General features: G+C 66.2%; 17 protein-coding genes. 10 read left to right on the top strand and 7 right to left on the bottom strand.

The features are described 5' to 3' along the window. The first annotated feature begins 2 nt into the window (after positions 1-2). Genes gspI through DNK34_RS24100 form a run of 5 tightly spaced genes read left to right on the top strand, consistent with a single transcriptional unit; the run spans position 3 to position 3,709 of the window. Positions 3-398 carry a type II secretion system minor pseudopilin GspI gene (gene gspI / locus DNK34_RS24120; RefSeq protein WP_131177827.1) on the top strand — a complete coding sequence of 132 codons (396 nt, stop codon included), beginning with the start codon at positions 3-5 and terminating at the stop codon, positions 396-398. Beyond that, positions 395-1,099 (top strand): type II secretion system minor pseudopilin GspJ, encoded by a 705-nt coding sequence (gene gspJ, locus DNK34_RS24115; protein WP_131177828.1) that lies wholly within the window; start codon positions 395-397, stop codon positions 1,097-1,099. The genes gspI and gspJ overlap by 4 nt, the downstream gene beginning before the upstream one ends. Positions 1,100-1,116: 17 nt before the next feature. Further along, entirely contained in the window at positions 1,117-2,079 is a 963-nt protein-coding gene (gspK, locus tag DNK34_RS24110) for a type II secretion system minor pseudopilin GspK (RefSeq protein ID WP_278248894.1), read from the top strand. 2 nt (positions 2,080-2,081) lie between these two features. Next, positions 2,082-3,182, top strand: coding sequence for a type II secretion system protein GspL (gene gspL / locus DNK34_RS24105; RefSeq protein WP_131177830.1), 1,101 nt, complete (start codon positions 2,082-2,084; stop codon positions 3,180-3,182). After that, complete coding sequence (locus tag DNK34_RS24100; protein ID WP_131177831.1) at positions 3,179-3,709, top strand: type II secretion system protein M; 531 nt, start codon at positions 3,179-3,181, stop codon at positions 3,707-3,709. Before gspL ends, DNK34_RS24100 begins: the two co-directional genes overlap by 4 nt. A gap of 280 nt (positions 3,710-3,989) precedes the next feature. Here the strand turns inward: DNK34_RS24100 and DNK34_RS24095 are convergent, their stop codons facing one another. Both DNK34_RS24095 and yccS read right to left on the bottom strand, forming a co-directional pair. Continuing rightward, a complete protein-coding gene (locus DNK34_RS24095; protein WP_131177832.1) occupies positions 3,990-4,472 on the bottom strand; it encodes a transcription elongation factor GreAB in 483 nt (160 codons plus the stop codon). 48 nt (positions 4,473-4,520) lie between these two features. Further along, a complete protein-coding gene (gene yccS, locus DNK34_RS24090) occupies positions 4,521-6,704 on the bottom strand; it encodes a YccS family putative transporter (protein ID WP_131177833.1) in 2,184 nt (727 codons plus the stop codon). Between the two features lie 306 nt (positions 6,705-7,010). Between yccS and DNK34_RS24085 the strand changes: the two genes are divergently transcribed. Continuing rightward, a complete protein-coding gene (locus tag DNK34_RS24085; RefSeq protein WP_131177834.1) occupies positions 7,011-7,688 on the top strand; it encodes a glutathione S-transferase N-terminal domain-containing protein in 678 nt (225 codons plus the stop codon). Positions 7,689-7,773: 85 nt separating this feature from the next. Here the strand turns inward: DNK34_RS24085 and DNK34_RS24080 are convergent, their stop codons facing one another. After that, complete coding sequence (locus DNK34_RS24080; RefSeq protein ID WP_131177835.1) at positions 7,774-8,958, bottom strand: BaiN/RdsA family NAD(P)/FAD-dependent oxidoreductase; 1,185 nt, start codon at positions 8,956-8,958, stop codon at positions 7,774-7,776. A 225-nt stretch (positions 8,959-9,183) separates the two neighbouring features. On the opposite strand from DNK34_RS24080, the gene DNK34_RS24075 reads away from it, so the two are divergent. Continuing rightward, positions 9,184-9,915, top strand: coding sequence for a substrate-binding periplasmic protein (locus tag DNK34_RS24075; RefSeq protein WP_131177836.1), 732 nt, complete (start codon positions 9,184-9,186; stop codon positions 9,913-9,915). 13 nt (positions 9,916-9,928) lie between these two features. Here DNK34_RS24075 and DNK34_RS24070 read toward each other — a convergent pair whose 3' ends face one another. Both DNK34_RS24070 and dbpA read right to left on the bottom strand, forming a co-directional pair. Further along, on the bottom strand, positions 9,929-11,164 hold the full coding sequence (locus DNK34_RS24070; protein ID WP_131177837.1) for a diguanylate cyclase domain-containing protein: 1,236 nt from the start codon (positions 11,162-11,164) through the stop codon (positions 9,929-9,931). A gap of 34 nt (positions 11,165-11,198) precedes the next feature. Further along, on the bottom strand, positions 11,199-12,578 hold the full coding sequence (dbpA, locus tag DNK34_RS24065; RefSeq protein ID WP_131177844.1) for an ATP-dependent RNA helicase DbpA: 1,380 nt from the start codon (positions 12,576-12,578) through the stop codon (positions 11,199-11,201). Between the two features lie 523 nt (positions 12,579-13,101). Here dbpA and DNK34_RS24055 point away from each other — a divergent pair. Together DNK34_RS24055 and DNK34_RS24050 are read left to right on the top strand one after the other, a co-directional pair. Next, entirely contained in the window at positions 13,102-13,524 is a 423-nt protein-coding gene (locus tag DNK34_RS24055) for a c-type cytochrome (protein ID WP_131177838.1), read from the top strand. A gap of 301 nt (positions 13,525-13,825) precedes the next feature. Next, complete coding sequence (locus DNK34_RS24050; protein ID WP_131177839.1) at positions 13,826-15,955, top strand: acetyl-CoA hydrolase/transferase C-terminal domain-containing protein; 2,130 nt, start codon at positions 13,826-13,828, stop codon at positions 15,953-15,955. A 9-nt stretch (positions 15,956-15,964) separates the two neighbouring features. Here DNK34_RS24050 and DNK34_RS24045 read toward each other — a convergent pair whose 3' ends face one another. Continuing rightward, on the bottom strand, positions 15,965-16,537 hold the full coding sequence (locus DNK34_RS24045) for a xanthine phosphoribosyltransferase (protein WP_131177840.1): 573 nt from the start codon (positions 16,535-16,537) through the stop codon (positions 15,965-15,967). A 463-nt stretch (positions 16,538-17,000) separates the two neighbouring features. On the opposite strand from DNK34_RS24045, the gene DNK34_RS24040 reads away from it, so the two are divergent. Beyond that, entirely contained in the window at positions 17,001-17,330 is a 330-nt protein-coding gene (locus tag DNK34_RS24040; RefSeq protein ID WP_131177841.1) for a thioredoxin family protein, read from the top strand. A 10-nt stretch (positions 17,331-17,340) separates the two neighbouring features. Here DNK34_RS24040 and DNK34_RS24035 read toward each other — a convergent pair whose 3' ends face one another. Continuing rightward, a complete protein-coding gene (locus tag DNK34_RS24035; RefSeq protein ID WP_131177842.1) occupies positions 17,341-17,823 on the bottom strand; it encodes a UPF0158 family protein in 483 nt (160 codons plus the stop codon). Positions 17,824-18,131: the final 308 nt, after the last annotated feature.

Raw genomic sequence — 18,131 nt, 5'->3', positions numbered from 1 at the left:
CCATGGACGCCAGAGCCGATCGTGGCTTCACGCTGCTCGAGGTGCTGGTGGCGCTGGCCATCTTCGCCGTGGTGGCGGCATCGGTGCTGACCGCCGCCAGCCGCAGCCTGATCGTGGCCGAACAGCTGCAGCTCAAGACCCTGGCCGGGTGGATCGCCGACAACCGCATCACCGAGTTGCAGTTGCAGACACCCGCACCGGGCCCCGGGCGTGACTCCTCGACCCTGGGTTTTGGCGGGCGGCAGTGGGAGATCCAGAGTGAAGTGGAAGCGACCAGCGACAAGGGTATGCGCCGTGTCACGGTGTGGGTGGCGCCCAAGGCCGAGCGCGGAGGGGCGGTTGCGATAAGCGAACGCGCCGTGCTCAGCCTGATCGGTTTTCTCCTGGTGCGCGAATGAACGGCGCGCAGCGAGGCTTCACCCTGCTCGAAGTGATGATCGCCATCGCCATCTTCGCCCTGCTCGGTCTGGCCACCTACCGCATGCTGGATACCGTGCTGCGCACCGATGAAGTCACTCGTAGCCATGAGCGCTCGCTGCGTGAGCTGGGGCGCGCCGTGGCTGCCCTCGATCGGGATTTTGCCCAGGCCGTGCCGCGTATGGTACGTGACGCCTATGGCGAGCAACGTGCGGCTCTGCTCGGCGATATGGGGGCGATGGATGGTAGCGTGGCGATTGAGTTCAGTCGTGTGGGCTGGCGCAATCCGCTGGGCACCCAACGCTCCAGTATCCAGCGGGTACGCTGGCGACTGGCCGGGAAGACGCTGGAGCGGGTGTACTGGACGGTGCTGGATCAGGCCGTGGACAGCCAGCCCAGGACGCAGAGCGTGCTCGACGAGGTGAGCGCCTTCGAGCTGCGCTACCTGGACGATAAGGGGCAATGGCAGACGCAATGGCCTCCCGCTGCCGTTGGCGAAGACGATCCTTCGCGGCTGGCTCGACTGCCGGTAGCGGTGGAAGTGAAGGTGCAGCACAGTGCCTATGGCGACTTGCAGCGCCTCTACCGGTTGCCGGAAATGCCCGCTGAACCGCTTTCCACTGACGGAGTCGCTGCGGATGAGCAAGGTCGCGTGCCGAGTGACAGCGGTGGCGGCGGTTGAAACGGTCGCAGCGGGGCATGGCCCTGATCACCGTGCTGCTGGTGGTGTCCATCGTCACCGTCGTCTGTGCGGGGCTGGTCGCGCGACAGCAACTGTCCATTCGCCAGAGCGCCAACCAGATCGCGTTGCGTCAGGCCTGGCACTATGCCCTCGGTGGCGAGGCCCTGGGGCAGGCCGTGCTGCTGCGCGACCTCAAGGAGGCCGGTACCGATCCACGCACGCCTGTCGATCACCCTATGGAACCCTGGGCTCGGCCCCTGCCCGCGTTCCCCATCGAACAGGGCGAGATCGGCGTGCAGATCGACGATCTGGCTGGCCGATTCAACCTCAACAGCCTGGTGCGCGAGGGTAAGGTGGACAGGTTGGCGGTCGAGCGATTCAAGCGACTGTTGTCGAGTCTGCGGATCGATGAGCCCTATGCGGATCGATTGGTGGACTGGCTCGACGAGGATCAGCAGATCAATGGCGAATATGGCGCCGAGGATCAGCAGTACCTGCTCGCCCAGCCGCCCTATCGCTCGGCCGGCAGGAACTTGCAGGATGTCTCCGAACTGCGCCTGCTGCTGGGCATGTCCGAAGCCCACTACCGCGCGCTGCAGCCTTATGTTGCCGCCATCCCGCCGTGGGCGCCGCTGAACGTCAACACGGCCAGCGCGCTGGTACTGTCGTGCCTGGCCGATAACCTGGAGCCGGCGACGGCCCAGGCACTGGTCAACGCCAGGGGCAAGGATGGCTACAAGGACATTCGCAGTTTCCTGGATCAGCCGGCCATGGCCGGTACCGGGGTGAGGGCGTCGGGTCTCAGCGTGGGCAGCGGTTTCTTTCAGGTGCGTAGCGAGGTGCGTCTGGCCGATCGCAGACTGGTTCTGTTGAGTACCCTGGCGCGAGATGCCAAGGGTGAAATCCGGGTGTTGAAGCGTGATCTTGGTCAGCCGGGGTGGGCCGAAAGCGTGTCCGCCGCGGCGCAAGAGCTGGAGTGACGATGGACTGTATTTTTGTGGCAACCAGCCCGACGAGTCCGGCGGGGGATTCACCCGTGGTGTGGGTTGCGCCCGGGCAGGGCAGTCGTAGCCTCGGGCTTGGCGAATGTGCCGGACTGCTCGAAGGCCGGCCCGTGGCGCTGGTGCTGCCGGCCGAGATGACCAGCGCGCTGCGGGTCAGCCTGCCCACTCGCAAGGCGCGCCTGATGCGCCAGGCACTGCCGTATGTCGTCGAGGAGATGCTGGCCGATGACGTCGAGCATTTCCACCTGTCGCTGGGCGAACCGGGCGCGGATGGTCGTTACCCGGTGTTGGCGATCCTCAAGGCGCAGCTCGCCAACTGGCTGGATACGCTGGAACTATCCGGCATTACGGTCGCCGCCATACATGTGGATGCGGATCTTCTGCCGCAGGATGGCGAGCAGACACTGTTGCTGGGCGATCGGCTGCTGATTGGCGGTGAGGCCGAGGTGCGCATGGCCGTTTCCCAGGCGTGCTGGCCGCAGTTGAGCCCTTTCTGCGGCGGCAGCATTGCGCCTCGTGCCGAACCTGATCCCTATGCGCTACTGGCTGGCGGCCGCGCTACGGCCATCGACCTGGCTCAGGGCGACTTCCGGTTGCGCACGGAGACCACGGCGTGGCCGCTCTGGCGACCCTTCGCCCTGCTGTCCGCAGCGGCGGTGATCCTGCTGCTGGCCTTCAACGTCGTGCAGGTCTGGCTGTTGGAGCGCAGCGGTGATGAGTACGCGCAAGCCAGCCGGGCGCTGTACCAGGAGCTGTTTCCCGAGGACTCGCGGATCGTCAACATCCGCGCCCAGTTCGCTGCCCATCTCGAGCAGAAAACACCGGAAAGCAGCTTCATGTCGCTTCTCGGATTGGCCTCGCCGAGTATTGCCAGCGCCAAGTCACCCTTGGTCGTCACCCAGGTCGACTATAGCCAATCCCGTGGTGACTTGGTCCTGCAGGTGCGTGCCAGGGATTTCGCCGACCTGGAGCAACTGCGCCAGCGTCTCACCGAGAGCGGCCTGAGCGTCCAGGTCGGATCGGCCAGTCGTGAGGAACAGGGTGTCACCGCCCGTGTCGTGTTGCGGGGTGGAGTATGAATCGTCTCACGCAGTTGAAACTGTCGCTGAAGGCCTGTGTACAGCAGTCGCCCTTGTGGGGCCGCTGGCTGCAGTTATCGCCGAATGACCGCACGGCGCTGAGCCTGCTGGGTGTTTTTCTGTTACCGGTGCTTTTCTACCTGCTGGTCTGGCGCCCGCTGGATGCACGGGTGGAGCGCGCCAAGGCCTATCAGGCGCTGCAGCAGGAAACTTTCCTCTATATCCAGCGCAACGCGGCGCTGGCACGTGCCAGCGCAGTTCCAGGCCGAGCCGAACTGGCGCCGGAACAGTTGCAGGGCACCATAACCGGCACGGCGAAGCAGCAGGGGCTGGTGCTGGAGCGTATCGACAGCGATGGGGCGGGCCTGCTTGTGACGGTGGCGGAGGTTCCGTTTGATGCGATGTTGCGTTGGCTTGTGGATCTGGACGCGAAGGGTATAAGTGTTTCGGAGATAAGCCTTGACCGGGGAACCGTGGGAAAGGTTGACGCTCGTCTTACCTTGGTTCTGATGGAGGGAGGTCGTTGAGAGAACGCTCTCGAAGACCATTCATCCCGCCTGGTCGATTCTGTCGGCAAAGGGGCTTTGGTAGCGGCATGATGACATGGTGAAGAGTTTGGTCATGCCGCGCAGGCTTGCGTCGCCGGGACCAGGCGGCGACGCTATCCAGACTTTGCAGTCGCAAGCGATCCCCTTTCATGCGTGCATGTGTGGGGGAGCGTAGAGCACCCTCCATCATCTTATGTGCGCCAGCAACTGGAGTGCCTGTACCTGACCTGGCGCGATCTGCAATCGGGCAAGGGAGCCTTCAGTACGCCGCGATGATCGCGTGATGCTGCACCCGGCCGGCGATCCGCAGTTCGATCTCGTCGCCCGGGCGGCGGCCCAGCAGGCGCTGGCCGAGGGGCGCGTGGGGGCTGAGCAGCAGAATCTCCCGCTGTTGCATGCGTACCTTGATGCCTGCGCCGTCGGGGCCGAGGAACAGCCACTGTTCGTGTCCGCTTTCGTCCGCCAGCTGCACCAGGGCGGTGAGGCGAATGCCCAGCGCCGGGTCATACGGGCGTAGTTGCAACTGCCGCCAGACCCGCAGGCTCAGGCCGATTTCCTCGACCCGGCGCGCCTGCCCGGCGGCCAGGTAGGCGGCTTCCAGGCCCAGGGTGTCGTACTTGTTCTCGGCGACGTTCTCTTCATGGGTCGCCGTTTCGTGGGCGACCCGCGCCGCCTGCTCGGCGGCCAGCAGATCGGCGCCGAGGCGCTCAATCATCAGGTCCGCGATGGGCTGTTTATCCATGGGCGCTCGGGTGTTTGTGGGGAGGGAGGACAATCCTGGGGGCGACTATCAGGCGGGTGCCGCCTGGCGATTCTTCAGCAGGTGCGCGGCCAGGGTGCGCAACGGGCCGAGTTGCCGGCAGATCAGCGCCAGTTGCGTCTGTACCAGGCGTTGGTCGTCATCCAGTTCTTCCGGGATCTGCTCCAGGGTATTGGCGAGCTGTTCCTCGCTGTCGCTCTGAATGGCCACCGGACGCTGTTCGGCCAGGCTGCGGGCGATTTCGTCGAGGCTGTCGGCCAGGCGCCGGGCGCTGGCTGGCAGGTCGCTCTGTTCGTCGGCCAGCAGCACCTCGCCGCGATGCGCACCCAGGCCCGACAGGTAGCTGAGCAGGGTGTGGGACAGCACCAGGAAACGGAAGCCGATGTCCGCCTCCTTGCGGAAGTGGCCCGGCTCCATGAGCATGTTGCCCAGGGTGGTCGACAGCGCCGCGTCGGCGTTGTGCGCGTTGCGCCGGGCCAGGCGGTAGGCGAGGTCGTCGCGCTTGCCTTCGGCGTACTGGCGGATGATCTGGCGCAGGTAGGTGCTGTTGCAGCTCAGGGTATTGGCGACCACCCGGTTCAGACGCCGGCCCTGCCAGTCCGGCAGGATCAGGAACACCGCCAGGCCGGCGATCAGGCTGCCGAGCAGGGTGTCGAACAGGCGCGGCAGGATCAGCCCGTAGCCGTCGCCCACCTGGTTGAAGCAGAACAGCACCAGCAGGGTGATCGCCGCCGTCGCCACGGTGTAGCGGCTGGCCCGGGTGGCGAAGAACGCCACGCCGGCGGCGACCGCGAAGAAGGCCTGCACCAGGGCGTTGGGGAACAGCTCGATCAGCGCCCAGCCGAGCACCAGGCCGAGGACCGTGCCGGTGATGCGCTGCACCAGCTTCAGGCGGGTGGCGCCGTAGTTCGGCTGGCACACGAACAGCGTGGTCAGCAGGATCCAGTAGCCCTGGGTCGGATGAATCCAGTGCAGCACGCCATAGCCGGCGGCCAGGGCGACGGACAGGCGCAGGGCGTGACGGAACAGCAGCGAGGTGGGCGTCAGTTGCAGGCGCACCCGCTCCCAGACATCGCGCAGCGATTGCGGTTCGCGGTCGAGCAGGCTGCTGTCCTGTTCCTCGGCCAGGGCGTCGGGGTTGCTGGCGCTGCCCAGCAGCTTGTCGAGGGTGCCGAGGTTGCCGGCCAGGGCACCGAGCGAGCGCAGCAGGTGGCGCCAGGCCGGGTTGCTCTGGATGCGCAGGTGTTCCAGCGAGGCCTGCAGGTCGCCCAGGGCCTGGCCCTGCTGTTCGCCGTATTCGAATGGCTGGCGCAGTTCGATGGCCCGGGCCAGGGCGTGGCAGGCCTTGCCGTGCAGGCGCAGCAGGCGCTGGCAGCGGAACATCACGTCGCTGTGGAAGAACGCCTCGGCCAGGGCGTTGTAGGGGTAGTGCGAGGAACTGGCTCGCTCGTGGATGTCCTGGGCGAGGAAGTAGAGTTTCAGGTAGCGGCTGACCTTGGGCCCGGGGCGGCCGTTGCCGACGCGGTGCAGGATCACCTCCTTGGCCGCGTTCAGTGCCGCCACCACCCGGCCGTTCTGCTTGGCCAGGGCCAGGCGCCGCTGTTCCACGTCGAGCTGGCGCAACGGCTCGAACAGTGCCGCCTTGAGCTTGAGGTACAGGCCCAGTTCGCGGAACAGCCGGGCCAGGCTGTGCTGTACCGGCTGATGGGCGAACAGGGCGTTCCAGAGCACCGACAGGGCGCCGTACCAGGCGGCGCCGGCAACCAGCAGCAGGGGTTCGAGCCACAGCCCGGCGATGCCGCCACGCTGCTCCACGCCGATCATGCTGTACACCGCGAGGATCAGGGTTGCCGAGCCCAGGGTGGCGTAGCGTTCGCCGAGGGCGCCGAGCATGGTCAGGGCGAAGGTCGACAAAGCCAGGGCGCTGACGAACAGCCAGGGATAGGGAAACAGGAACTCGACCGTGTAGGCCGCGGCGCTGAAGCAGCCTAGGGTGACCAGCAGGGCGGTGAGACGGCCCTGCCAGCTGTCGTCGGTTTCCGCCAGGGCGCTGGCGATCACGCCGAGGAACAGCGGGATCAGCCCGTGCATCCAGCCCTGGTACCAGCACAGCGCGAGGCTGCCGCTGAGGGCGATGAACACCCGCAGGCTGTAGCTGAACTTGTCCAGCGCCCAGAGGCGGCGCAGGGAGTGGCGCAGGGAGGGGGACGGCATCCGGGACAGGCGACCTTTTCGCAGATGAGATGAGCGGGCCAGGCGCGTGCAGCGCCCGGCGATTCGATTGTGCCCTGGCTGAGACCCCGACGGCGAGAGGCCGTTTGCGTTGCGCAGGCAAAATAATCATGCCGCGGGTTGTCGCTGGCCAGCGCGTTACGCCATGCTGGACGTCCGCGGCGGATGGCGGGTCACCGGCAACGCCACGAACGCCGACCTGAACTCTGCGCCTGGCCGCTGGCTCCAATCCCCTACTTTCCATCACGCCGTGGCTGCCGCATGCGCCGCGATCGACAGGAGCGCCTCATGATCGACCTGCATTACTGGACGACCCCCAACGGCCACAAGATCAGCATCTTCCTCGAGGAGAGCGGGCTGGACTACAGCGTCCACCCGGTGAACATCGGTACCGGTCAACAGTTCGAGCCGGCGTTCCTGAAGATCTCGCCGAACAACCGCATCCCGGCCATCGTCGACCACAATCCGGCCGACGGCGGCGAGGCGATCTCGGTGTGCGAATCCGGGGCGATTCTCGAGTACCTGGCGGACAAGATCGGCCGCTTCCTGCCGCTGCAGCCACGCCTGCGCGTACAGGTGCAGCAGTGGCTGCACTGGCAGATGGGCGGGCTCGGGCCGATGGCCGGGCAGAACCATCATTTCGTGCGCTTCGCCCCCGAGCAGATCCCCTATGCCATCGAGCGCTACGTCAAGGAAACCACACGCCTCTACGGGGTGCTGGATCGTCAGCTGGAGGGCCGCGAGTACGTGGCCGGCGATTACTCAATCGCCGACATGGCCATCTACCCCTGGGCCAAGGGCTGGGAACTGCAGCGCCAGCGTCTCGAGGACTTCCCCCATATGGCCGCCTGGCTGGCCCGCATGGGTGCCCGGCCCGCGGTGCAGCGCGCCTACAGCGTGGCCGAGGCCATTTCCCAGCGGCCTGACGCGGTGCTGACCAGCGAAGCGCGCAAAGCATTGTTCTAAGCGAGCGGCAAGCCTCAAGCACACAGCAGAAACGCTTAGGCTTTTGCTTTTGCTTGAGGCTTGAGGCTTGAAGCTCAAGGCTGCTCTAAACGTACTGCGCGGCGGCGTAGCCCGAGGCCCAGGCCCATTGGAAGTTGAAGCCGCCGAGGTGGCCGCTGACGTCCAGGACTTCGCCGATGAAATACAGCCCCGGCGACTTCAGCGATTCCATGGTCTTGGATGACACCTCCCGGGTGTCGATGCCGCCCAGGGTGACTTCCGCGGTGCGGTAGCCCTCGGTGCCTGCCGGTACCAGTTGCCAGTTGGCCAGGCGCTCGGCGATGTCGTTGAGCTGCGTCGGGGTGTACTGTTTCAGTGGTCGGGAGCTGAACCAGTGCTCGGCCAGCAATCCGCCCATCTTCTTGGTGAACAGCTCGGCGAGCAGGGTTTTCAGCTCGCTGTTGGGGCGTTCGCGCTGTTGCTCGGCCAGCCAGGCGGGGAGGTCGAGATGCGGCAGCAGGTCGATGCCGATGCTGTCGCCGGGGTGCCAGTACGAGGAAATCTGCAGGATCGCCGGGCCGCTCAGGCCGCGGTGGGTGAACAGGATGTTCTCGACGAAGCTCTGCCCGTTGCAGCTGACCCGGCAATCCTCCACCGAGGTGCCGGACAGTTCGCTGCACAGGCTCTTCAATTGCGGGTCGGTCAGGGTGAACGGCACCAGGCCGGCGCGGGTGGGCAGCAGGCTGTGGCCGAACTGCCGGGCGACCTGGTAACCGAAGCCGCTGGCGCCGAGTGTCGGGATCGACAGGCCGCCGGTGGCGATCACCAGGGACTGACAGCTGAGCGTGCCGGCGCTGGTCTGCAGCCGATAGCCGTCTGGCAGGCGCTCGATGGTCGTCACCGAGGTGGCCAGGCGCAGCTCGACGCCGGCCTCGTCGCACTCGGCCAGCAGCAGGCCGAGGATGTCGCTGGACTTGTTGTCGCAGAACAGCTGGCCGAGCTTCTTCTCGTGGTACGGCACGCCGTGCTTGGCCACCAGGGCGATGAAATCCCACTGGGTGAAGCGCGCCAGGGCCGACTTGCAGAAGTGCGGATTGTGCGACAGGAAGTTGCCCGGCTCGCAGTACAGGTTGGTGAAGTTGCAGCGCCCGCCACCGGACATGAGGATCTTCTTGCCCGCCTTGTTGGCATGATCGAGCAGCAGTACCTGGCGCCCACGGGCGGCGGCGCTCAGAGCGCACATCAGTCCGGCGGCGCCGGCGCCGATGATGACAACCTGGGATGAGAGCACGGCAGTTCCTCTGAAGCGTCAACGGAGCCTGGGCCAGGCGCCGATCCCGGCCAGGACGAAGCGGCGCATGGTACCCCAAGCCGGGCTGGCGTTGCCTGAGGCCATCGCGGCGCGCGATCGCTCATGGCTGTTTGCCATCAATGCGTCTGCTGGTACCTTTGGTGTCTCTGCCGTGATCCATGTGACCATGGCGGGGTCTCCTTTCGCTTCCGGGAGCATGCGACTATGGACAGTTGGCGAGCGTGGTGCCTGTTGCTGATGGTATTGCCCGGTGTGGCCTGTGCCGAGCGCTTGCGCCTGGTCGCCGATACCTGGCCGCCCTTTACCGACCTGCGCCTACCGGGCAATGGCGTGGCGGTGGAGCTCGTCGCCACCGCCCTGGAGCGGGCCGGGTACGCCAGCGAATACCGCGAGTTGCCCTGGGAGCGGGCGATTCGCGGCTTGCAGCAAGGCGAACACGACGTATTGGTGAATGCCTGGTACAGCGAGGAGCGCGCCCGTTTCGGCCATTTTTCCCAGCCCTACCTGATCAACCGCATTCGCCTGGTGCAGCGCAAGGGCGACGCCATCCACTTTGCCCAGCTGTCCGACCTGTATCCGCATCGGATCGCCGTGCTGCGCGGCTACGCCTATTCGCAGGCGTTCAACGCTGACCCGAAGCTGAGCACGATCGGCGTCGGCAGCTTCGAGAGCGCGGCGCGTATGGTGCACCGCCGACGGGTGAATCTGGCGCTCGAGGACGAGTACGTCGCCCGTTTTCAATTCGCGCGCAACCTCGGCGACATTGCCGAGCAACTCGAGTTCCTGCCTACGCCCCTGAGCGAGAACGGGCTGCATATCCTCATCCGCCGCAGCCATGCCGCGCATGCCGAGATCGGCGCGAGCTTCGATGCGGCGATCTCGGCGATGCGCGCCGACGGTAGTTATGCGGCGATCATGGCGCGCCACGGCCTCTGAGCGTGGCGGCTCGTCACTGCCAGAGGGTACGCCCGCGACCCTGGCGTTTGGCCCGATAGAGCTGCTGGTCGGCCAGGTGCAGGAGGCTTTCCAGATCATCCGGCGCACCATGATAGACGCCCGCGCTGAATGACAGCGGTGGCGCACCGAGGGCGTACTTGAGCCGGGCGCACTGCTCGCGCAGGCGGTCGAGGGCCAGGCTGAGCTGTTCGCCGTCCTGCTGGCTGACCATGGCGAACTCCTCGCCACCCAGGCGCCCGAGCAAGGCATCGGGGAAGGCCGCACTCAGCGCCCGCGAGAAGGCGATCAGGGCGGCATCGCCACTGGCGTGACCGTGCTCGTCGTTGATCTGCTTGAAGAAGTCCATGTCGAGCATCGCCACGCTCAGGTCACGGCCACCGCGCTGGGCCTGCTGGAACTGTTGAATGCCCTGCTCGTAGAAGGCCCGGCGGTTGTTCAGTCCGGTCAGCGCGTCGAATTGCGCGGCCTGTTTCAGCGCGCGCATCAGGTCGCGGCGCTCCAGGGTCGAGATCACCCGGCAGTTCAGTTCCTCCGGGCAGAACGGCTTGCGCAGGAAGTCGTCGGCGCCGTGCTTGATGAACATGGCGCTGAGCGAGCCCTTGGCGTCGGCGGACAGGCCGAGGATGATCAGTTCGTTGCGTTTCATCTTCTGGCGCAGCAGCTTGACCAGTTCGAAGCCGCTGATGCCGGGCATGCTGTGGTCGACCACCAGCAGGTCGATATCCGGCTGCTCCTTGAGGATGCGCAGGGCTTCGTTACCGTCGCAGGCATCGATGATCTGGTAGCGGTGCGGGGCGAGCACGTGGCGGATGTAATGGCGCGTGGCCTCGGAATCCTCGGCGACGAGGATCTTCACCTGGCTGTTGCTCTCCAGACGGTGCAACAGGCGGAACGCGTATTCGTAGGAGTGCTGGCTTTCCTTGAGCACGTAGTCGACCACGCCCTTGAGCAGCAGGTCGTCGCGCCGCTGTTCGTTGTAGGAGCCGCTGAGCACGATGCACGGCAGGGCGTGGCGCATCACCAGGTCGACGCTCTCGCCGTCCGGCGCATCGGGCAGGTGCAGGTCGACGATGGCGGCGAAGAACAGCTCGGCCGAGGTATCCAGCATCACCTCGGCCTCGGCCAGGGAGGCGCAGAACACCGGCTGCAGGTCGGGCTCCTGGCGGAACAGATGTTCGAGAATCTTCAATACCAGCGGGCTGTCTTCGATGACCAGAATATTGCGCACGGAACCCCCTGTGCTGAGCCTGTTTTGCGCAAGTTTACAGGGTGCGCACGCGCAATGATCGGCCTTTGATCTTGCCTTCGCTCAGGCGCTTGAGCGCCTGCCTGGCGATGCCGCGCTCGACGGCGACGTAGGCCTGGAAGTCGAAGATGGCGATCTTGCCGACCTGGCTGCCGGGAATCCCGGCCTCGCCGGTGAGGGCGCCGAGGATATCGCCCGGGCGCAGCTTGTCCTTGCGTCCGGCGCCGATGCACAGGGTCACCATCGGCGGCTGCAGCGGCTCGCCGGCGCGCGCCTTGAGGCTGCCGAGGGGGTGCCAGGTCAGCGGGCTCTTCTGCAGCGCTTCGATGGCCTGGGCGCGGTGCGCCTCGGGCGGCGCCACCAGACTGACGGCGATGCCCTTCTCGCCGGCGCGGCCGGTGCGGCCGACGCGGTGGATGTGGATTTCCGCATCACGCGCCAGTTCGACGTTGATCACCATGTCCAGGGCATCGATGTCCAGGCCGCGGGCGGCGACGTCGGTGGCCACCAGCACCGACAGGCTGCGGTTGGCGAACATCGCCAGCACCTGATCGCGGTCGCGTTGTTCCAGGTCGCCATGCAGGGCCGAGGCCGAGATGCCGGCGGCGCCCAGGTGCTCGACCAGCTCCTGGCACTGCTGCTTGGTGAAGCAGAAGGCCACGCAGGATTGCGGGCGGAAGCTGGCCAGCACCTCGACCACGGCGTCCATGCGCTGTTCGGGAGCGATTTCGTAGAAGCGCTGCTCGATCTGGCTGTCGTCGTGCAGGGCCTCGGCCTTGACCTGCTGCGGGTTGCGCATGAAGGTCGCGGACAACTGCTTGATCCCGGCCGGATAGGTGGCGGAGAACAGCAGGGTCTGGCGCCGTTGCGGGGTCTGCCCGATGATCTCGGCGATGCTGTCGTAGAAGCCCATGTCGAGCATGCGATCGGCTTCGTCGAGCACCAGGGTGTTGAGCCCGTCCAGCTTCAGCGTGCCCTTGGCCAGGTGCTGCTGCACCCGCCCGGGGGTGCCGACGATGATCTGCGCGCCATGTTCCAGGGAGCCGATCTGCGGGCCGAAGGGCACGCCGCCGCAGAGCGTCAGGATCTTGATGTTGTCCTCGCCCCGCGCCAGGCGGCGCAGTTCCTTGGCCACCTGATCGGCCAGCTCGCGGGTCGGGCACAGGACCAGGGCCTGGCAGCCGAAGTAGCGCGGGTTGAGCGGCGCCAGCAGGCCGATGCCGAAGGCGGCGGTCTTGCCGCTACCGGTCTTGGCCTGGGCGATCAGATCCAGGCCCTTGAGCATGACCGGCAGGCTCTGCGCCTGGATCGGCGTCATCTGCGTGTAGCCGAGGGACTCGAGGTTCGCCAGCATGGCGGGCGACAGGGCAAGCGAGGAGAAAGCGGTGGCGGTCACGGTACGGGCCTGGCGGGAGCATTCATATAGGTCGGGCAGTGTAGCAGGACGGCGCGCAACGGCCCGAAAAAGCCGAAAACAGCGCGGTAAAGCCAGAAGCCGAGAACAGCGCTGGAGGCTGAAGGCTGGACGAAAAAGCCAGGTAGCCCGGGTCGAGCGCAGCGACACCCGGGGAGGCGCTACCTGGGTATCGCTGCGCTCAACCCAGGCTACGGGGCAAAAGCCGATAAAGGCGCTAAAGGCTGAAGGCTGGACGAAAAAGCTTGACGGTGGCGAGGCCGACCACAACGCTGTCCAGCCTCCAGCCTCCAGCCTCCAGCCTCCAGCCTCCAGCCTCCAGCCTCCAGCCTCCAGCCTCCAGCCTCCAGCCTCCAGCCTCCAGCTCGTCTCGTTGATCTGCGTCATGAGATCAATAACCCTGCGGCAAGTTGGGTCATTTTCGCCATCCCAGCCAGCCGCTATACTTCGTGGGCTTGCGAAACCGTGGCCGCGAGCGTGACTAGCCACCGATGAGGGCGTATGTGTGAACCCAATTAAAAGAATGCTGGTCGCACCAGCTGTTGCCGTGGCGCTGTGGGCTGTTAGCGCGCAAGCCACCACCGACGAGGCGATCGCCGAACGGCTCAAGCCGGTCGGGCAGGTCTGTGTGTCGGGTCAGGAATGCGTGGGGGTCGAAGCCGTTGCCGCCTCCGCTGGCGGTGCTGCGCGCAGTGCCGACGATATCATCGCCAAGCACTGCGCCGCCTGCCATACGACAGGGCTGCTCGATGCGCCGAAGATCGGCGATAGCGCGGCCTGGAAGGCGCGGGCCGACGAGCAGGGCGGGATGGACGGCATCCTCGCCAAGGCGATTTCTGGGATCAACGCCATGCCGCCGAAAGGTACCTGTGGCGATTGCTCGGATGACGAACTGCGCGAGGCGATCGAGAAGATGTCCGGTCTCTGAGGGCGCCAGGGGGACGATACAGAAGAGCAGTAAGCCGCCGCCCATGTAGGAGCGCCGACCTCGGCGCGATGCGCTGGCGGCCATCCCACAAAATCCGTGGTGCGACCGGCAATCGCCGCGGGCGCCGCGAGGTCGCGGCTCCTACAAGATCAGGGCAAACCGCCGTTTTGCGAGCCAAATGCCTAACTGACAGGCATTAGCCTGTTGGCGGTTTTTTCCTGCCGGTGGCCAATCGGGTGCAGCAAAAGGCGGAGCAGGGCAGTCCAAATTCCTGACCCTGACGATCCGCCTGGAGATGCCCATGCCCCAGTTGTGCTCCATCGAGCAAGCCGTCGAGCGCGTTCTGCGCGAGATCGAAGGCCCCATCCACCTGGGGTTGCCACTGGGCCTGGGCAAGCCCAATCGCTGGGTCAATGCGCTGTATGCGCGCATCCGCCAGCTGCCGGAGCGCGAGCTGACCATCTACACCGCGCTGTGCCTGGGGCGGCCACGGGCCGAGCAAGGCCTGCAGCGGCGCTTTCTCGAGCCCTTCGTCGACCGGGTCTATGGCGATTACCCCGAACTGGATTTCCTCGCCGATCTGCATGGCGACAGCCTGCCCGCCAACGTACGCATCGAGCAGTTCTTCCTGCAGCCCGGTAGCCTGCTCGACAGCGCCCCGGCGCAGCAGGAATACACCAGCAGCAACTACAGCCACGTGGCCCGCGACATCAATGCCAAGGGCCTCAATGTGGTGGCCCAGCTGGTGGCCCGTGACGCCTCGCGCCCCGAGCATTTCAGCCTCAGCTGCAACCCCGATATCACCCTCGACCTGCTGCCCCTGCTGCAGGCCCGGCGTGACGCCGGAGAAACCATTCTCAGCCTGGCCCAGGTGCACGACGGGTTACCCTACATGGGCGGCACCGCGGAACTGCCGCGCGAGACCTTCGACCTGCAGTTGCAGGAGGTCGAGTCCAGCACCCTGTTCTCCACCCCGAACATGCCGGTGAGCATCCAGGATCACTGCATCGGCCTGCACGCCAGCAGTCTGGTGCGCGATGGCGGCACCCTGCAGATCGGCATCGGCGCCATGGGTGATGCGCTGAGCGCCGCATTGCTTGCTCGGCAGGCCGACAATGCCGCCTACCAGGCGCTGCTGGATGACTTGCAGGGGGGGAGCCGGCCCGAGGCGGTCGTGGCGCTTGGCGGCTTGCAGCCCTTCGCCGAAGGGCTGTACGGCTGCAGTGAAATGTTCGTCGGCGGCCTGCTGGCGCTGGCCGAGGCGGGCATCGTGCGGCGCACCGTGTACCCGGATCTGCAGGTGCAGCGCCTGGCCGATGCCGGGGCGCTGGATGCCCGCGGGCAACCGCGCAGCGTGCAGGCCCTGCTCGACGCCGGCGTCCCGGAGCGGCTGGAGGCCGACACTCTGGCCTGGCTGCAGGGCGCCGGCCTGCTGGACGCCAATCTGACGTTACAGGGCGAGCACCTGCTGCTGCCGACCGACCAGCAGACCTCTACCGACCTGTCCGATCCGCTGAGCCAGGCGGCGCTGAAGGATTACCTGACGCCCGCCCATGGCGGCGTGCTGCTGCACGGTGGCTTCTTCCTCGGCCCCCGGGCGTTCTATCAGCGCCTGCGTGAGCTGAGCCGCGAGCAGCGTGACCGTTATGGCATGACCGGCATCGCCTTCATCAACGAGCTGCACGGCGAGGAAGAGCTGAAGCGTTTGCAGCGGCGCGATGCGCGCTTCGTCAACACGGTGTTCACGGTCACGCTGCTGGGGGCCGCGGTGGCCGACCAGCTGGAGGATGGACGTGTGCTCAGCGGCGTCGGCGGGCAGTACAACTTCGTCGCCCAGGCCCACGCCCTGCCGGGTGCCCGCTCCATCCTGCTGCTGCGCAGCTGGCGCGAAACGGCGGGGCAGGCCAGCTCCAACATCGTCTGGGACTATGGCCACGTGACCATCCCGCGCCACCTGCGCGACATGGTGGTGACCGAATACGGCATTGCCGATCTGCGCGGCAAGACCGATACCGAGGTGATCCAGGCGCTGCTCGGCATCAGCGATTCGCGCTTCCAGCCGGCTCTGATCGAGCAGGCCATCCAGGCGGGCAAGCTGCCGCCGGGCTTTCGCCTCGACCCGCGTTACACCGACAACACCCCGGAGCGCCTGCAGGCCATCGCCGCGCAGCACGGGGCGCTGTTCGAGGAGTACCCACTGGGCAGCGATTTCGACGACGAGGAACAGGCGTTGCTGCGGGCGTTGTCCTGGCTGAAGAGCAAATTCAAACTCAGCGAAGCGCTCGAGCTGGGCAAGGCCACGCTGGAGGCGCCCGCCCCCGAAGCCTTTCCCGCGCACCTGCGGCGCATGCAGCTGGAACAGCCGAGCGGCCTGCGCGAAGAGCTCTACCAGCGCCTGTTGCTGGCCGGGTTGCAGGCCACGGCGCGTTGAGCCTGTGGCTTATTCGAGGAAGCTGACCCGGCCGTCGGCCAGGGAGCGGATACGGGCCAGGGACTCGACGCGGTAACCCTGCTCGTCCAGTTCGGCGCGACCGTTCTGGAAGGATTTCTCGATGACCACGCCGATCCCGGCGATGCTCGCCCCGGCCTGGCCGATCAGCTCGATCAGGGCCTTGGCGGCGTGGCCATTGGCGAGAAAGTCGTCCACCAGCAGCACGTGATCGCTGGCGTCCAGGTGCTTGGCGGAAATGGCCAGGGTGCTTTCGGTCTGCTTGGTGAAGGAATACACCTTGGCGATGTAGAGATCGTCCTTGAGGGTCAGCGACTGGTACTTGCGGGCGAAGATCACCGGCACGCACAGCTCCAGGCCGGCCATGACCGCCGGGGCGATGCCGGATGCCTCGATGGTGACGATCTTGGTGATGCCCTGGCCCTTGAAACGCTGGGCGAACTCATGGCCGATCTGCTGCATCAGCAGGGGGTCGATCTGGTGGTTGAGAAAGGCATCGACCTTGAGCACCTGGTCGGACAGGACGACCCCTTCGCTGCATATCTTCTGTTTCAACGACTCCACGACCGGTTCCTCTGGGCTCAAGGGTAAAGCGGCGGATTTTCCCTCAAAAAGCCGTTGGGAGCCATTGTTTACGTCATCCGGCGACCGTCCCGCTCCCTGGTAGGCAGGAACGCTCGCAGTCGGAGGCGTCACCTGTAGGAGCGCCGCCCCCGGCGCGAGGCGATGGCGGCCATCCCGCAAGATCCATGGTGCGCCCCGCAATCGCCGCGGGGGCGCGGCTCCCACATTCTCCGCGCGGGTCGCTGGGTCCTGTAGAGGGGGGCGGGCCAGGCGCCATGGCCTGCCTTGTCGTCGGCGCGGTAGCGATTGCGCCACCACCCTGCGAGCGATGCCAGCCCTGGGAAAATCCCGCACACGGCCGCGCTTGCTGGCGCACCCCTTGTGATCCTCGCCAATATAGACGGAGCTCAGTGCCTGCCGCCGTGGTCGGATGCATCGAGCAGAACCTACGACGAGGATCACCATGACCCACAATGCCGCCTCCGCACCACCCACGCGGGCCCAGATCGACGCCCTGCCCGGCGCCACGCTGATCGAGTTCGGCGCGCAGGATTGCGGCCATTGCCGCCGCGCCCAGCCGCTGATCGCCGCGGCCCTCGAGCAGCAGGGCGACGGCGTGCGCCATATCCAGGTCGAGGATGGTCCGGGGCAGCGCCTGGGGCGAACCTTTCAGGTCAAGCTGTGGCCGACGCTGATCTTCTTCAGCGAAGGCCGCGAGGTGGCGCGGCTGGTACGTCCGAGCGCCACCGGGGAGATCGTCCAGGCCCTGGGGCAGATGACCGCCGCTCGGTAGCGCCCTGGCATCAGGCGTTCTTGGTCAGGCGGCGCAGGATGTCCTTGGGAATGCCGCGGGTGTCGAGGGGCAGCTTGTCGGGGGCGGGCTCCAGGCCCAGCTCGAAGAGCCAGTTGAGGGCGTACTCGCGCAACTGCTTGCGCTCGTAGGCGTACCACTGTTCGCGCAGGCGGGGGAAGAAGTCGATCTCGTAATCGAAGGCGCGCAGCGGTTTGCGCCCGGTCAACGCGGCACTGAGCAGCGGGTGGGCGTTGAGGTCATCGAGGGTGAACAGGAAGGTTTCACGCAGGGCCACGCGCTGGGCCACGTCGAGATTGGGCACGGCGGCGTAGCGATCGGGCTGCAGTTGGATCTGCTGGCGTTCGTCGCTGCCCTGATCTTCCGGCGACAGGCTCAGCAGCGTACCTGCCTCCAGGTCGAGCCAGTGCTCCAGGGTTTCGCGACCGTTGATCAGCTGGGTCAGGGTATCGAGGTCGAGAGTGAGCGTGCGCATGGTTCCAGGCCTCTTTGCAAAAGTAGCTTCACGATAACGGGGCGACCAGCAGCAGGGCCAGCCTCTAACTCTGACTACGAACTGTTATGCAGGTGCCAATCGGCTGTTCTGGAGCCGTAGGATTACGATCCATAACACAACCCCACGTATGGGTGGGGCATCGCGATACTCGGGTGCCTTTCCCGGGTGTCGCTGCGCTCGACCCGGGCTACGAAAGCGGTGTTCGTCGCGGCATCGGCAGTTAAGGGGGATCGCCTGCAAGCCCGTGGCCTGGGTTGAGCAGAGCGATCCCCAGGTGCCATTTCCCG

The sequence above is a fragment of the Phytopseudomonas dryadis genome, assembly GCF_004327355.1.
Taxonomy (GTDB): domain Bacteria; phylum Pseudomonadota; class Gammaproteobacteria; order Pseudomonadales; family Pseudomonadaceae; genus Aquipseudomonas; species Aquipseudomonas dryadis.
Note: the sequence above shows the minus strand (reverse complement) of the source record. Positions and strands in the feature narration are given on the sequence as shown.

What these genes read in the sequence shown, in the direction of transcription:
- gspI (WP_131177827.1), top strand. Translation starts at nt 3, where the DNA reads ATGGACGCCAGAGCCGATCGTGGCTTCACGCTGCTCGAGGTGCTGGTG.
- gspJ (WP_131177828.1), top strand. Translation starts at nt 395, where the DNA reads ATGAACGGCGCGCAGCGAGGCTTCACCCTGCTCGAAGTGATGATCGCC.
- gspK (WP_278248894.1), top strand. Translation starts at nt 1,117, where the DNA reads ATGGCCCTGATCACCGTGCTGCTGGTGGTGTCCATCGTCACCGTCGTC.
- gspL (WP_131177830.1), top strand. Translation starts at nt 2,082, where the DNA reads ATGGACTGTATTTTTGTGGCAACCAGCCCGACGAGTCCGGCGGGGGAT.
- DNK34_RS24100 (WP_131177831.1), top strand. Translation starts at nt 3,179, where the DNA reads ATGAATCGTCTCACGCAGTTGAAACTGTCGCTGAAGGCCTGTGTACAG.
- DNK34_RS24095 (WP_131177832.1), bottom strand. Translation starts at nt 4,472, where the DNA reads ATGGATAAACAGCCCATCGCGGACCTGATGATTGAGCGCCTCGGCGCC.
- yccS (WP_131177833.1), bottom strand. Translation starts at nt 6,704, where the DNA reads ATGCCGTCCCCCTCCCTGCGCCACTCCCTGCGCCGCCTCTGGGCGCTG.
- DNK34_RS24085 (WP_131177834.1), top strand. Translation starts at nt 7,011, where the DNA reads ATGATCGACCTGCATTACTGGACGACCCCCAACGGCCACAAGATCAGC.
- DNK34_RS24075 (WP_131177836.1), top strand. Translation starts at nt 9,184, where the DNA reads ATGGACAGTTGGCGAGCGTGGTGCCTGTTGCTGATGGTATTGCCCGGT.
- DNK34_RS24050 (WP_131177839.1), top strand. Translation starts at nt 13,826, where the DNA reads ATGCCCCAGTTGTGCTCCATCGAGCAAGCCGTCGAGCGCGTTCTGCGC.
- DNK34_RS24040 (WP_131177841.1), top strand. Translation starts at nt 17,001, where the DNA reads ATGACCCACAATGCCGCCTCCGCACCACCCACGCGGGCCCAGATCGAC.
- DNK34_RS24035 (WP_131177842.1), bottom strand. Translation starts at nt 17,823, where the DNA reads ATGCGCACGCTCACTCTCGACCTCGATACCCTGACCCAGCTGATCAAC.